Raw genomic sequence first — 13,756 nt, 5'->3', positions numbered from 1 at the left:
ATTCTAGGGTTTACCGAACTGGCGATGGTAGACAATATCTTCTTTTTCGGTTTCTATCTTCAAGTTCGATCGAGGAAAAGCAACGCACAGCAACACGTAACCTTCCGCTTGCAGATCCGGACTGACACCCATACAATCGGTTTGCTCGACTTCACCTTCAATAACTTTAGCAGCGCAGGTGGTACAAACCCCTGCATTGCAGGAACTTGGCAACTCAATGCCGGCGGCGTTGGCGGCGCGCAGAATTTGTTTGTCTTCGGGTACTTCTACGGTGTAGGTGCTGCCTTGGTGGAGAAATTCTACGGTGTAAGTCTTGGACATATTTTTATTATTGGTTTTAAGGGCGATCGGAATTTACGTTATATCTGCCAACAAAGCAATAAATATCTTACCGCCCTTCGAGATTTTGTGCAAATTTACAAAATTTATACTCCAGAAGGCATAGGTGCTCATAAACCGGGTTTGATGGAGGAAAATACACAGGTTGCAGCCCTGAGATTCGGTAAAAACCCTGCTGGTTGAGCGAAGTCGAAACCCGGTTTATGAGAGTGGGAGTGCGATCGTGAACTGATTTATCAACTTTATCCTGCAAAAAATTGCCATCTTGTCAAGCATTTTGATCCAAAATATTAGAATCTTTTAATAACTAATTTTTCCTTTCAACCCAACAACTCATCAACCGCAACACTAAAACCCAGTAGGACTAACTGAGTGCTGATTACGTCACCGGAATTAAACGCTAACTTTTGAGTTTGAGTCATTATCATTATCCACCGACTTTCTGGAAAAACTATCCAAACTTCCCAACAACCAGAATCCAAATACTCTTGTGCTTTCAGAAAAACATCTTCCGCAATATCAGTCGGAGAAACTATTTCAGCAACTAACAGCGGACTTTGAGGAAAAGTAGGAACATCACCATATTGATCAACAAGTTCAGAAGTCAGATAAGCTACATCAGGACGGCGTACTCGCCTGTCAGTACGACAAGGAACCTCCGTATAGACTTCGCCACCTTGTCCGCTAGAATTTTTGTAGCTTCTCCAAGAATAATCTAGTCTGGATTGGATGCGACTGTGTTTTACTGTCATGCCATTTTTCTCCGCGATTTGCCCATCCACCCATTCCATATCGTCGGGGGGACTGGCTATAAAGTCTTCTAGAGAAACATTTTCTGATAAAACGGCTGCCATTACCATAGCCATTTACTCCCTTTTGCAGAATTCACTTATATTATAGCAATCTTTGGACACTTCGACTACGCTCAGTGACCGTCCTCAAAGTGTCCAAATGCCCAACCATCTTGGCGGTTACTATAGTAACAAATAACCAACAATGAATAACCCTTCGACTTCGCTCAGGGTACGGCCAATAACCAATACCCAATTTACTCAATATTAATTTGATTGGGAGGTTTTGGTTGATTCCGATTATCATCCTTCAAAGTTTTACGCCCCGATGAAACATAATCCTTATATAAATCCACAAACATCTTTGTTAACTGCTGCAAAGAAAGTTGTTCCCCATTAATTTGAGATTTCATATAAGTTTTAAGCACTTCAATATAAGCCAAACCGAGAGCAAGGGTGAGAGTAGCCGCCGTCGCACCAGAGATAGCACCACCCACAATTGTACCCGCACCGGGAATCATTTTAATCAAATTAGTCACAATACTTCTGCCCACAGCAGTCACCCCACCAGCACCGCTAATAGCAGACAGCATCGCCGAGATAAATCCCTTATCAAAGGGCATTCCAAAAATCACAGTAATATTCGCAATCATTGCCGTTTGCATCGTCATCAAAATTGGCGCATCAGCAAAGGGTATAGGAGTCGCACCGATAATCGCAGAACCTGCAACATAGGCACTGAGATATTTAAATGCCATATCAGACTTAAGTGCAATATTGGCAATTTGCTCTTTAACAAAAGCTTTTTTAGCTACTTCCGGTAGCAGTTGAAAAGTGGCATCGACCAACTTGTCTAAACCGTGAGATTTTACTGTATAGTCCTCATCAATTTCTTCCGGTTCCGCCATGACGGGGATGATTTGACTGACTGGCAAATTCATGTGTTCCAGTTGCTTGAAAAACTCGCTCGGTTTTTTCGATGTAGTTTGAGTCAGCACTAAAATAACTGGTACATCCATGATTTCCATTTCTCTTAGCCAGCCTTCCTCCACAGATTCTATGCGATTTGCGCCGTGATTGATGCAGTACCAGATGACGTGAATGTGTTCTTTGGGGTGCAGGAGTCTTTGGTCTTCAATCAGTTTAGCAACGTTTAATTGAATTATTTTAATTTGTTCGGCGTTGAGTTCGAGTCCAGGAGTGTCGTAAACTGCGATCGGGCAATTCGGTTTGGTATATTGGCGAATACCATGAGTGACGGGGCGGCCGACTCCGGTTTCTGCTAAGCGCTGGCGAAAAACTGCATTGATCAGGGTACTTTTGCCGACACCTGTTTTGCCAATGACTAAAACATTGCACTGTCCCACATCATTTTCTGCGTCTTTGAAGGCATCGTAGCTATTGATTAAAAGCTCGTCTAGGGAAAAGTCGTTTGACATGGTGGTTTCTAGAATGGTGGGATATTAAGGATTAAGCATTCATTTTTAATTTTAAGCCCGCCGAATAGAATTCGGGGAGTTTACGGGCACACAAACGAAGTTGTTAATGTTAAGCCCGCCGAATAGAATTCGGGGCTACACAAACGAAGTCCGCCTACGCGGACTGAGGAGTCTTAAAGATATTGTAGCAATTTAGTTTGATGTTTAAGCTAGCAATCGATCGACCTCAATGCTAAAACCGATCAGAATTTGTTGAGTGCTGGCGGTATCACCGGATCTAAATGTCAATATTTGATTTTGAGTCATCACGAATATTAAACGACTTTCGGGAAAAACTAACCAGACTTCCTGACAGCTAGATGCTAAATATTCCTGTGCTTTGAGAAAGACATCTTCAGCGATATCGGTGGGTGAAACTATTTCGGCAATTAAAGGGAAACTTTGGGGTAAAGTGGCAAGATTGCCAAATTGTGCAACTAATTCTGGTGTGAGATAGGCGACATCGGGACGGCGAATTTGTCGGTTGGTGCGGCAAGGAACCTCGACATAAGCTTCTCCTCCTTGTCCGCTAGAATCTTTGTAGTCTCCCCAGTAACGACTTAGCCTTGACTGAATTTTACCCGTCTTGAGTGTCATGCCATTTTTCTCCACAAGTTGGCTGTCTACCAATTCCATGTTGTCGGGCGGCTCGATGATGAATTCTTCTACAGTAAAATTATCCTGTACAGCAGTAGCAGTGACCATAGTTATTGCCTCGCTTTTGCATATTCGCTGATCCTATTATGACCGATCGGCACAGAGAAGGATATCTGATTCAATTATTGAATATTTTCAGGATTTTCAGACATATCGCACTCAGGCGGTAAAAAATCAGGATTAAGAACTTCTTCTCCAGTAAATGGAGACTCTGGGGGAAATGTCGCAATAGATAAGCCAGTTTCACCTGCGGCTAGTTTCCTAGCATTTTGATAAGATTCATTAAAAATATCTTCAAAAAAACGATATAAACTCGGACTGGTTTTGAAAGTATCTCCGAGGCGTATCCGATGTTCTATAATGGTGTAATGCCAACTATTTGTTCGTTTTTCGGGCTGATATTTATACTTAAGTAAGTGCATCAAAAGTATCCTCAAATTACTTTTTAAAGCATTTTTATCGCTTCTCCCCATACTTTCCAGTTCCTCTAGTAAGTTCTCTAAATCTATTTCAGAAAACTTTCCCTCTTTTAATAAATTGATAGTTGTCTGTAACCACAGATAAAAATCCTGTTCATAAAGGGATGTTATTGCAGTTGTCATTGATTGGATAGTTGTCATTTTGTTTGACTCCCTTTCTCTTCTCTACACATAAGTGTAACATATTCGATAATTTATCGCTGAAGTTAGCTTTACGGGCTGAAATGAGCCGAATTATGCAATAAGTGCGATCGCACTTTATGGTAGTTTCTCACGCAGGGAAAGCCAAGTGTTGAGTTCTTCATCTAAAACACATTTATCAGTTTCAGCAAGTGCTGCGATAACTTTCAATCGATTTTTAAGTTGTCTTAACTCACGAATTTCTGCAATGGGTAGCGTTTTCCAATTACCAACCTTTTTTTCGACATCTTCCCGCGACTCTTTGATGTTATGCCAAAACCATTGTAGAATTAAGTTAACATCGAGAACAGGGTCGTCGGAAATTACTCCAAGTTTGGCAATCGCCCCAGCCCGCAGCATCATTGAAGAAATTGTAAAAGACTCGCCGCTACCTGGTTTTTTCTGTTCTGCGGCTTCCGATAGGCGATCGTAAATTGTGGTTGCTACTTGTGCCCATGTGCGATCGCACAAACCGGAACAATTTTCACCTTTTCGAGCCTTAGCAGAGGCAACATCGGCTAATAACAGCCAGTTAAAGTCTTGCGGTTGGGGGGTTTGACCTGAAAATATGTTGTTTACCCAGATCAGTACAGATTCGGCATTTTGTTCTAGGATGCGATCGACGGATATTATCGTAGGAGATTGAGTCATGATTTATCTACTCCACATATTCGATATCAGCATTATTTGTATCAACTCCTTGCTGCCTAAAGGCTGTAATTCCTAGTTCTAAACTTTCTGAAGTGGGTCTAAAATGCCCGCTGTGATTGCTGATTGTTAGCAAAATATACGAACCGTCACTGCCGACAATCTCGGCTTCTCCCGCAGCCAAGACAGGCTGACCGCGAGTTATAACCGTGTGGTAGATTTCATTGCTAACATCTAAAAATTTCGGAATTACAAGGAGTTCTAGGTTTTTTGTTACTGCCCATTTGACAGTCCCTTCATTAATTATATCGTCAAATCCTGATTCTCCCACTTTAACGGGTCTGATGCCTAACTCATCTGCCGATCGAAGTTCATCATCTAGAGTCCCTGGGGACTGATTGGAAAAACGAGGGCTGGGGACATTATTTGAAAATGATTGTGTCACAACAGAATTTAACGATAATCCACTACTAAGATTAGTGGCTAATGTTACTTTTGGCAATAAGGGCGATCGTACCTCAGTCAAGCTATCGAGAACTTGACTGAGCATTGACTTAAGCACATCCCACTCTTCGTTAATTCCCATTATCGACGATCTCCGGGAGTTACATAGTCAAACATAAGTCTATCTCCTTCAAACCTTCACCAATGGCGCAAACTCCTCTAACTTCACTTGTAGGTCATCCACCAGCATTAAACGATAGCTTTCTGTAGCTTTCAACTTGTGGAGAACATAACTAGCAAACTCATCTCGCCACTTGTTTCTATCAAGTTCATTAGAGATATTCAGCGCTCTGATTGATAGGTTATAAGGGTATTCTTCAAATTTGATATCTCGATCGTTTTCAAAATCATGCTTTCCTACAGTAAGAGTGATTGTTGAGTTGTGAAACTCATACCAGTGGTCAATGCCATCAGAAACCAGCTCTAATTTAAGAGCCAATATAAACTCTAATTCTTTGATTAAATGTTCGAGTCCTTGGGGAAAGTCTACAAAAATATCTAGTGTGCGAGACATAAAAAACCTCCTTCATTGAAACTCAGTAAAAGTGATGTCATAGCTATCGCCAATAATTCGGACGCTATCAATCTTTCCGCGTGTAATATTTTTCGCCCTCTGCAAACCTCGTTCAGCCTCAGCCTCTATCAACCCAGATTCCCTAGCATCTATAATTATATCTCTAGCCTGTCCCCCTCGTCTAATCGAGTTGTTGATCTGATTTTTTACTGTCGCGCTTGTAGCACCGGCATCCAGACTTTTGAATTCAATGCGTTTTCCATCTACCTCAGCATCGGGATTTCTACCTCCATCGGTTTTTTCCACCAAGGCTTTAACATTCTTTCCCTCTCTTTCCAGAAATTCAGCGATCGCTCTTTCTGCTGAACCAAAAGCTCTTTCTGATTCATCAATACTGCCACAATTAGCCGAATTTTGCTTAGGGGTTTGGTTAGTCCCGTTATTCACCATTTTTTGTCCGTTAAAATTTGGATGCCATCGCACATTATGAGCCAAATCACTTGAGAAAAAGAACCGGGTTTCTCACTTAGTCAATACAATGATTCCTCTCCCATCAGGTTCTACTATTACCTTAATATTAAGACTATCTCTAGTTCCTTCAATCTGCCATCTTACGGGCTTACCAGCAAAGAAGTTACTTAAACTTTTAGCAAAGACTTAAGATAAGGATAAACTCTGAAACAATAAATTCTCTTTGATTTTCTGACAATTAATGGCACTTTTGCAAGAAGCCTGCTATTACTATTATGGCCGGTAAAGACGATGACTTTATCCCATAATTTTTGTAAAATTAAGTTAGCATTGAGAACACAATGATCGCTCATTAAGTGGATTGAAGGATTTTTATTATCTGTTCCTTCATTAAAGGATCAATTTCTAATTCTAATATTCTGTCAATTTTTGATTGCATCTTCTGCATATTCTCCTCACCTTTTTTTAGCCCTTCTTTATAATTCTCATCGTCGAGCATGTTCAGATATTTATTAACTTCGTTTTCAAACATATTTAGAGTTGCATACTCTAATTCAGGGCATTGATTCCTTTCTCTATATTTCTCATACTCTTCCTCAGCTATTTTTATCTTTTCATACTCTTCTTTCTTTTCAAGGAGTTCACGATAAATATCATAAGAAAGCTCACAAGTTACGTTTTTTGTATATGTTACAAAACATCCTTCTGTCTTTTCTTTATCGGAAATGTGATCCCCGATTTTAACAATCCAGAATATCTTGTTTTTTGTTGAAAATAAGAGGCATAAAGAACCTTTGGGAAAATCCACTTTCGCTTGCTTTATAGCTGTGGGTGCAGGCAAGTGGAAACAACTTATCTTCTCCCTATCATTAACTAGATTAGTTGCCTTGGCAAGAAGAACACTATCAGTCAGGACACCTAGTTTAATGAATTTACCAGCTTGTGGTGTGCTGGTTATCGGTGCTTGATCTTGAACATACTTAGATTCTGCTTTAACGAGAGGTTGGGGAGCTTCATTTTGATTGTCAGAAGACTCTCCATTATATTTAGTAATTTTTTCTTCAAATTCCTTAATTCTTTTTCCCCATGAATTATATTGATCGTTCTTGTACTTGTTAATTATTTCTTCCCATAAATCATATTCATTAGAATCAATATATATCTTGGACAAACGAGCAATTAATGTTTTTGTCAAGTTGAAATTGACGATACTAATACATAATTCTCCCTGACATTGAAGACCTGGCTTGGTTAGATTAGATGACCCTATGATCGAAACACCTATCTGAATGTCAGCTTTTATCTTGTTCCGATTCCGACCTAAAAAACAATAGGCTTTGATATGAAAGTTATTCTTAGGGCATATAAACTGAACAGTTTTAGTCTTAAGTTGTTTTGATTTTTGTGATTCGATAAAACTTAATATTTCTTTAATATCTTCACTGCCATTAAAAAAGTTTTTGCTGCCGATGGCAATCACAACTTTCGCATCTTCTGTTAAAGAATCGTCTGAGAGAATTTGTTTTACTTTTTTTACTCCCTCCTCATCAAAAAAAGCAGAAAAAATATAAATTTCACTCCAATAAAATTGTTTGGACTCTAATAAAATGTTGATTTTCTTTTCTAAGCTTTCTTCGTAATTCCACAAAAACTGGTAATTCATCGTAAATACCTCCAATTAATTGATATAAAACTTTTTAGGTAAGATGTAAACCACAATTTGATTATCTTCCCTAAAACTGCGCGATCGCACCTAATAAAGTTGACTAAAAACATAATCAGCCAACTCAATCAAAGCCTACTTCGACTCCGACGGCGGGAACCCCACCAAACGCATAACCGCAGACTGAGCGGACTTAGCCTGTAATTCCCGCGATCGCCCTCTGCTGGTTGGATGTCTGAAAGGTTACTTATGGGCTTAACAAGGGATAGAGAGGGAAGCACATTGAGAAATTATAACTGTTGCTGTTGAGCTTGAACCAATTTTTTGAATATTTGTGGCAGAACCCTAGCGGGCGGGCACGGGGGCACCGCCCCTACATGAGGGGACTGGAGTAATTCCTGTAGGGGCAATCCCCCCGTGGTTGCCCTGATCCTTGGGGCGGGCACGGGGGCACCGCCCCTACATGAGGGGACTGGAGTTTATGGGAGTTACGCACAGCAAAGAAACCGGGTTTTTCACTTAGTTAAAGGCTGGGATGCCGTATTTTCTCAAAAAAACCCGGTTTCTAACTACTCGTGTTTTAGTCATAATTTAGAAATGTTCTAGCAGAGATTTCTCTTGTGCATAAACCTTTCGCAGCGACTCCAGGGCGATCGCACTTAACATCAATTTAACCACCCCAACTAACTCTCCCCACTCCAACAATTCAACAACAGAAACCGCCTCCCGAAATTTATCCCCATAAAAATCCACCCAAAAATTCGGCGCGTATCTCTCCTTCAGACTCGCCATCCGCCGCTTCCAATAACCAAAATCTAAACCAGATGGCGATTCCACTCCCACCACTGGCGGAAAGTCGGCATAACTCACAAACCGACTCATCCCTTGGGCGTGCACGTACAGGATATGCGCCCAGCACTCGAAGCGATATATTTGTTCTACTTTGATTTTCAGCAGCCGCGCGATCGCCTCTTTTGTCACAAACCGGCTCAATCTGTTTCTGGGGGTTGATTTTCGCGAAAATTTTGTTAACATAGTTCGTACATCCCAATTGATGGGAATTTCAGATGGTTAATAAATCTCAGTTGATGGGATTGAATTTGGATAGGCGATCGTCTTTAAGTTTTGCAGACGTTGGGGCGATCGCTTTTTACGATATAATTATAATATACTAAATCTAGTGGTCTGTCAATGGGTTTAATTAGATTGCGGGTTAGAGAATTTGCTGGTGAGAAAGGCTGGACGATCAAAGAGGTTTCTGACCGATCGGGAGTCAACTACAGCACCCTCAGCACCTATTCACGTTCTCCAGGAATGGCAATGGTTGATTTTACTTGTTTGCTCAAGTTGGCACGTACTTTTGACGTGATGGTGGAAGATTTGGTTGAGGTCGTCAAAGAATAGCCGATCGCCTTTTGTCGTATAATTTTGTGACTGATATTAGTCAGGTTTCAATAGCTTATGGGCTTAATTAGATTGCGGGTTAAAGAATTTGCTGCTGAGAAAGGCTGGACGATCAAAGAGGTTTCAGAGCGATCGGGCGTAGTCTACAGTACGCTCAGAACCTATGCCCGATCGCCCGGATTAGCAACAATTGATGTGACAGCCTTGGACAAGTTGGCGAGGACTTTTGATGTGATGGTCGAAGATTTGTATGAGATTGTCCAAGATTAGTCGATCGCCTTTTGGAATAAAAATATCTTATGATGGTACACCATCATTTGTCAAGTATGGGTTTAGTCAGACTAAAAGTCAGGGAATTTGCTGCTGAGAAAGGCTGGACACTAAAAGAGGTTTCAGAGCGATCGGGAGTAATTTACAGCACCGTCAGACACTACGCGCGCTGTCCGGGAGTGTCAACTATTGATTTCATTTCTATACACAAATTGGCCCGCACCTTTGATGTAATGATCGAAGATTTGGTGGAAATTGTGCAGGAATAGGCGATCGCATTTTACTATTACTCGACAGTTGCTAGCATTTCATTGACAGACTCGCTTTGTGTTAGGGCTTCCCAATCAGATGCAACAGGTTGGTAAGAACAGTAACAAACCACAATGCGTTCCTCAGTATCCAAAGCAGAAAACTGCTGAACGCGAGTAACTACCCAGTCTCCATCTTTCCCGTGAGTAACTCCATTACCAGGCTCAGATAGATTCTCGTAATCGCGAGTTTTGTCCCCTACTTGAGGAATTTCTGGATTTTTTTCCCAAGTCCAATTCTCCCAAAGTATATTAGTTAGACCGCCCCTCGGCATGAGTTGACGTTCTTCCCAGCCGGGAGCACTCATGCTTTCTGTTTTGTAGACAATCCAGATTTTTTTAGCCATTTTTTTAAAGACGATCGCACAATCAGGTTCAATAATTCGACTATATCAGAGATGAAAGCTCGTGCATCGGTTAAAATAGAGAAGTAATTTTGCCATCAATAAGCCTGAATGCCTACGTTACTCCGCGTCGGCCCATACCGTTTCTTTTGCTATGCGGGCGATCGGGATGAACCACCACACGTTCACGTTGAGCGCGATCGAGAAGAAGCTAAGTTTTGGCTTAGTCCGGTTCGCCTTCAAAATAACAAGGGCTTCAGCCGTACAGAAATCAATGGTATTCAGAAACTTGTTGAAGAACATCAACAGCAATTATTAGCAGGTTGGAATGACTTCTTTAATGGTTGAGTTAGTAGAAATTCCCCAAGCACAAAACGTAGTCGTTACAGACGACGCGCTAACAGTCGATCTATCCGATGGTCGTACTATTTCTGTTCCTTTAGCTTGGTATCCTCGGCTATTACACAGCACACCAAACGAGCGCAATAATTGGCGATTTATTGGTGGAAATCAGGGAATCCACTGGCCCGATATTGACGAAGACATTAGCATCAAAAATATCATTCTCGGTAAACCATCTGGAGAAAGTCAGAAATCATTTCAGCGGTGGTTAGAAGAACGTGGGAACACAGTCTAATTTAAATATCCTTCTTATTCTTAGTCCGCGCAGGCGGACTTCGTGTGTGTAGCAGCGGTTTCAACCGCCGAATCAACCGCCGAATTATCTCAAAAAAAAAGCGCCTGAGTTCCCCCAGACGCATAGCATAAAATCAACAAATTGTCAACCCCAACCTAACCATTCAAAGCCTCAGCACCGCCGCAAACTTCCAGGATTTCCTGAGTAATTGCCGCTTGCCGCGCCTTGTTATAAGTCAGCGTCAAACTACCAATCAAATCGCTAGCATTCTCACTAGCATTGTTCATCGCCGTCATCCGCGCAGCCAACTCACTCGCAGCAGACTCTTGCAAAGCCCGCAGCAATTGGTTGTTCAAATACAAGGGCAAAAGAGCATCCAAAATTTGCGCTGGATCTTGCTCGAAAATCATGTCGCGTGGCAAACTCTTTGTAGGTGCTGCAACCTTATCTCGCGAGACTTTAAACTCTCCACCTTGCGATGTCAAGCGGAAGATTTCATCATCAGGAGTTTCCAAGCCTTGTGGGTCGAGAGGTAGCAAGGTTTGAATCACTGGACGAGAACTAATTAACGACACAAACTTGGTGTAAATTAACTCAATTCTGTCCACAGTTCCTGATAAGAATAGCGACAACAATTCGTCAGCAATCATCGCTGCTTCCGGTGCTGTTGGAATTTGTTCCAAGTTAGTGTAAGTCGCATCAATGGGCTGTTCCCGGCGCTGGAAATACTGAGTAGCTTTCCGTCCTACCAACACAAATTTGTACTCTACGCCTTCGGCTTTCAGTTCTTTGGCACGATTTTCGGCGTATTTGATGATGTTTCCGTTGTAGCCACCGCACAAACCCCGATCGCCCGAAACGACCAAAAGCCCCACAGTCTTAACTTCCCGTTTCTTCAACAGCGGCAAATCCAGGTTTTCAAACTGCAACCGTTCCGCCAAACCGTACAATACTTCTGCGAGGCGATCGGCAAAAGGCCGAGTTGCAGTAACCTGTTCTTGAGCGCGGCGCACCTTTGCAGCAGCCACCAAGCGCATTGCTTCTGTAATCTTTTTAGTGTTCTTGACCGACTTAATGCGATCGCGAATAGTTTTCAGATTTGCCATAATTTTCTCCTTTTTCCTTAGCTTTTATTTCTGAGTTCTTAGCCACGGTAGGAACACGGCAATCCCCATTGGTGTCAACAAACACGTTAAACCCACAGTCCGGCAGGGGTTAAAACCCCTGCCTCAAAGCTAAAGTCCTCTTAAGAGGACTGAAGACCCAGAAGAAGAATCTTTAAACTCATTAGTCCTCTTCAGAGGACTTTCGCTATTAGACAGGGGTTTCAACCCCTGGCGGACTAGCGGGTGGGCGAGAGGACTGACGGACTAAAAGCTTAAGTTGACACCTATGGCATTGCCGTGTCCCTACAGATTTCGTGCTAATTACGCAGAAACTAAGAAACTTTGCTTAAATTCAGTGATACCTTCCTTCAGCAATTTCTCAGCTTCCTCAGTCAAGGCCTTAGCACCACCTTGAACAATTTCGCCGTACTTCGGCTTGCTAGTCCGCAAATAATCACGCAAACCAACAGTAAACTTGCTGACCTGATCTACTGGAATTTCATCCATGTAGCCATTAATCCCAGCATAGATTACAGCAACTTGTTCGTTCATCGGCAGAGGAGAACTTTGTGCCTGTTTCAACAGTTCGCGCAACCGTTGACCACGGGCCAATTGGTTTTGAGTAGCTTTATCCAAGTCAGAAGCAAACTGAGAAAATGCTGCCAATTCTTCAAACTGTGCCAATTCCAATTTCACCTTACCGGCTACTTTTTTCATCGCCTTAGTTTGAGCCGCAGAACCTACCCGTGATACCGAAATACCAGGGTTTACTGCTGGACGCAAACCAGCGTTGAACAAGTCGGAAGAAAGGAAGATTTGACCGTCAGTAATCGAAATTACGTTGGTAGGAATGTAAGCAGAAACGTCACCAGCTTGAGTTTCGATAATTGGCAAAGCAGTCATGCTACCTTCGCCCAAATCATCGCTCAATTTAGCAGCACGTTCTAGCAAGCGAGAGTGCAGATAAAACACGTCTCCTGGGTATGCTTCGCGACCTGGAGGACGACGGAGCAACAGGGACATTTGGCGGTAAGCTTGTGCTTGTTTGGAAAGGTCATCATAAATGACCAAAGTGTGCTTGCCTTTGTACATGAAATACTCGGCTAAGCTAGCACCTGTGTAAGGAGCCAAATATTGCAGTGTGGCGGGGTCGCTAGCGTTGGCTGCGACTACGATTGTGTAGTCCATTGCGCCTTTTTCTTGCAGCACGTTGACAATGTTAGCTACTGTAGAAGCTTTTTGCCCGATCGCCACATAAACGCAAATTACATTCTCAGACTTTTGGTTGATAATCGTGTCGATCGCGATCGCAGTCTTACCAGTTTGTCTGTCACCAATAATCAGTTCCCGTTGTCCTCTACCAACTGGAATCATCGCATCAATAGCGGTAATCCCTGTTTGCATCGGTTCGTAAACAGAACGGCGAGAAACAATCCCCGGTGCCGGAGATTCAATCAAGCGAGTTTCAGTAGTTTTAATTTCTCCTTTGCCGTCAATCGGACGCGCCAAAGCATCAACTACCCGTCCCAACATGGCTTCTCCCACGGGGACTTCAGCAATTCTGCCAGTAGCAATAACTGCCGAACCTTCTTCAATTCCCAAACCTTGGCCCATCAGCACTGCGCCGACGTTATCTTCTTCCAAGTTCAGTGCAATACCAACGGTGCCGTCGGCAAATTCTAGCAATTCACCGGACATCGCTTTATCCAAGCCATAAATCCGGGCAATGCCGTCGCCTACTTGCAAAACAGTACCAACGTTAGAGGTTTTGACCTCTTGGTCGTACTGCTCAATTTGCTGGCGAATAATGTTGCTAATTTCGTCGGGTCTGATTGCTGCCATGTCAGTTGTTATGTGTCAGTTGTCAGTTGTTAATTGTCAGTTGTCAGTCGATGTTTCCGGTCAGAAAGCGTTGGGATTTGGTACTAAGAATTTAGGATTGACAACTAGGTAATAGAAATAA

General features: G+C 42.4%; 19 protein-coding genes. 5 read left to right on the top strand and 14 right to left on the bottom strand.

Annotation, left to right across the window (positions count from 1 at the left end; translation table 11 throughout):
* Positions 1-3: 3 nt before the first annotated feature.
* The 11 genes from ACBR23_RS00620 to ACBR23_RS00570 form a co-directional block, all read right to left on the bottom strand.
* Positions 4-321 (bottom strand): 2Fe-2S iron-sulfur cluster-binding protein, encoded by a 318-nt coding sequence (locus ACBR23_RS00620; RefSeq protein WP_371118350.1) that lies wholly within the window; start codon positions 319-321, stop codon positions 4-6.
* A gap of 338 nt (positions 322-659) precedes the next feature.
* Positions 660-1,205: a Uma2 family endonuclease gene (locus tag ACBR23_RS00615; RefSeq protein WP_371118349.1), complete on the bottom strand. Its 546-nt coding sequence runs from the start codon at positions 1,203-1,205 to the stop codon at positions 660-662.
* A gap of 182 nt (positions 1,206-1,387) precedes the next feature.
* A complete protein-coding gene (locus ACBR23_RS00610) occupies positions 1,388-2,569 on the bottom strand; it encodes a YcjF family protein (RefSeq protein WP_371118348.1) in 1,182 nt (393 codons plus the stop codon).
* A gap of 204 nt (positions 2,570-2,773) precedes the next feature.
* The gene (locus tag ACBR23_RS00605; RefSeq protein ID WP_371118347.1) at positions 2,774-3,313 is read right to left on the bottom strand and encodes a Uma2 family endonuclease; all 540 of its coding nucleotides are present in this window, start codon (positions 3,311-3,313) and stop codon (positions 2,774-2,776) included.
* Between the two features lie 74 nt (positions 3,314-3,387).
* Positions 3,388-3,885 (bottom strand): DUF29 domain-containing protein, encoded by a 498-nt coding sequence (locus tag ACBR23_RS00600; RefSeq protein WP_371118346.1) that lies wholly within the window; start codon positions 3,883-3,885, stop codon positions 3,388-3,390.
* A 117-nt stretch (positions 3,886-4,002) separates the two neighbouring features.
* Complete coding sequence (locus ACBR23_RS00595; RefSeq protein WP_371118345.1) at positions 4,003-4,575, bottom strand: hypothetical protein; 573 nt, start codon at positions 4,573-4,575, stop codon at positions 4,003-4,005.
* Between the two features lie 7 nt (positions 4,576-4,582).
* Positions 4,583-5,158, bottom strand: a complete 576-nt coding sequence (locus tag ACBR23_RS00590; RefSeq protein WP_371118344.1) for a hypothetical protein — start codon at positions 5,156-5,158, stop codon at positions 4,583-4,585.
* Positions 5,159-5,206: 48 nt separating this feature from the next.
* The gene (locus ACBR23_RS00585; protein ID WP_371118343.1) at positions 5,207-5,590 is read right to left on the bottom strand and encodes a hypothetical protein; all 384 of its coding nucleotides are present in this window, start codon (positions 5,588-5,590) and stop codon (positions 5,207-5,209) included.
* A 12-nt stretch (positions 5,591-5,602) separates the two neighbouring features.
* Positions 5,603-6,040 (bottom strand): hypothetical protein, encoded by a 438-nt coding sequence (locus tag ACBR23_RS00580; protein ID WP_371118342.1) that lies wholly within the window; start codon positions 6,038-6,040, stop codon positions 5,603-5,605.
* A gap of 373 nt (positions 6,041-6,413) precedes the next feature.
* Positions 6,414-7,724, bottom strand: a complete 1,311-nt coding sequence (locus ACBR23_RS00575; protein ID WP_371118341.1) for a hypothetical protein — start codon at positions 7,722-7,724, stop codon at positions 6,414-6,416.
* A gap of 591 nt (positions 7,725-8,315) precedes the next feature.
* Positions 8,316-8,759: a hypothetical protein gene (locus tag ACBR23_RS00570; protein WP_371118340.1), complete on the bottom strand. Its 444-nt coding sequence runs from the start codon at positions 8,757-8,759 to the stop codon at positions 8,316-8,318.
* A 156-nt stretch (positions 8,760-8,915) separates the two neighbouring features.
* On the opposite strand from ACBR23_RS00570, the gene ACBR23_RS00565 reads away from it, so the two are divergent.
* The 3 genes from ACBR23_RS00565 to ACBR23_RS00555 are packed head-to-tail and all read left to right on the top strand — an operon-like array spanning position 8,916 to position 9,667.
* Positions 8,916-9,128 (top strand): helix-turn-helix domain-containing protein, encoded by a 213-nt coding sequence (locus ACBR23_RS00565; protein ID WP_106149040.1) that lies wholly within the window; start codon positions 8,916-8,918, stop codon positions 9,126-9,128.
* 57 nt (positions 9,129-9,185) lie between these two features.
* Positions 9,186-9,398, top strand: a complete 213-nt coding sequence (locus ACBR23_RS00560) for a helix-turn-helix transcriptional regulator (protein ID WP_293154889.1) — start codon at positions 9,186-9,188, stop codon at positions 9,396-9,398.
* A gap of 56 nt (positions 9,399-9,454) precedes the next feature.
* Positions 9,455-9,667, top strand: a complete 213-nt coding sequence (locus ACBR23_RS00555) for a helix-turn-helix domain-containing protein (RefSeq protein ID WP_106149042.1) — start codon at positions 9,455-9,457, stop codon at positions 9,665-9,667.
* Between the two features lie 17 nt (positions 9,668-9,684).
* Here ACBR23_RS00555 and ACBR23_RS00550 read toward each other — a convergent pair whose 3' ends face one another.
* On the bottom strand, positions 9,685-10,053 hold the full coding sequence (locus ACBR23_RS00550) for a hypothetical protein (RefSeq protein ID WP_341735832.1): 369 nt from the start codon (positions 10,051-10,053) through the stop codon (positions 9,685-9,687).
* A 108-nt stretch (positions 10,054-10,161) separates the two neighbouring features.
* Between ACBR23_RS00550 and ACBR23_RS00545 the strand changes: the two genes are divergently transcribed.
* Positions 10,162-10,398, top strand: coding sequence for a DUF4160 domain-containing protein (locus ACBR23_RS00545; RefSeq protein ID WP_371118339.1), 237 nt, complete (start codon positions 10,162-10,164; stop codon positions 10,396-10,398).
* Entirely contained in the window at positions 10,379-10,687 is a 309-nt protein-coding gene (locus ACBR23_RS00540) for a DUF2442 domain-containing protein (RefSeq protein WP_371118338.1), read from the top strand. Before ACBR23_RS00545 ends, ACBR23_RS00540 begins: the two co-directional genes overlap by 20 nt.
* Positions 10,688-10,842: 155 nt before the next feature.
* Here ACBR23_RS00540 and ACBR23_RS00535 read toward each other — a convergent pair whose 3' ends face one another.
* Positions 10,843-11,793, bottom strand: a complete 951-nt coding sequence (locus ACBR23_RS00535; protein ID WP_341735830.1) for a F0F1 ATP synthase subunit gamma — start codon at positions 11,791-11,793, stop codon at positions 10,843-10,845.
* 321 nt (positions 11,794-12,114) lie between these two features.
* The gene (atpA, locus tag ACBR23_RS00530) at positions 12,115-13,635 is read right to left on the bottom strand and encodes a F0F1 ATP synthase subunit alpha (protein ID WP_371113755.1); all 1,521 of its coding nucleotides are present in this window, start codon (positions 13,633-13,635) and stop codon (positions 12,115-12,117) included.
* Positions 13,636-13,756: the final 121 nt, after the last annotated feature.

Source organism: Microcoleus sp., assembly GCF_041354475.1.
GTDB lineage: Bacteria > Cyanobacteriota > Cyanobacteriia > Cyanobacteriales > Microcoleaceae > Microcoleus.
This window is presented reverse-complemented; position numbering and strand designations above follow the sequence as displayed.